The organism is Micromonospora sp. CPCC 206060, assembly GCF_036906895.1.
Classification (GTDB): domain Bacteria; phylum Actinomycetota; class Actinomycetes; order Mycobacteriales; family Micromonosporaceae; genus Micromonospora.
Genome location: NZ_JBAKHU010000300.1, coordinates 1 through 516, shown reverse-complemented (window position 1 = coordinate 516; position 516 = coordinate 1). Strand labels below are relative to the sequence as shown.

At 68.6% G+C, this 516-nt stretch carries 1 pseudogene; it reads left to right on the top strand.

Features of this window, described 5'->3' with window-relative positions:
* Positions 1–516: pseudogene (locus tag V6U90_RS33845) on the top strand (hypothetical protein); the annotation flags it as partial.

The following is a 516-nucleotide window of genomic DNA, read 5'->3' as shown; positions in this document are numbered from 1 at the left end:
TTCTGGGTCGGTGGCACGCTCTTCTACGGCATGGGCAGCACGCTCCACCGCCGCAGCTTCAACGGCACCACCTTCGGCCCGGCCACCGCCGTCGACCCGTACCACGACGCGTACTGGGACAACGTGGTGACCGACTCGGGGCCGGACGGCCAGACGTACGCCGGGATGACGGTCAACTTCTATGCCGAGATCCCCAACGTGACCGGCATGTTCTACACCGCCGGCCGCCTCTACTACACCCTCTCCGGGCAGACCGGCCTCTACTGGCGCTGGTTCAACCCGGACAGCGGCACCGTCGGCGCGGACAAGTTCACCGTCGCCGGAGCCACCGGGTTCACCGACATCTCCGGCATCTTCGTCGCCGGAAACACCCTCTACACGGTGGCCCGCAGCACCGGCAACCTCGCCAGCCAGGACTGGATCAACCTGGCCCCGTCGGGCACCCCGACCGTCCGCAGCGGTCCCGCCGTGGACGGTGTCGACTGGCGGGCCAAGGCCCTCTTCGTCGGCCCGTAA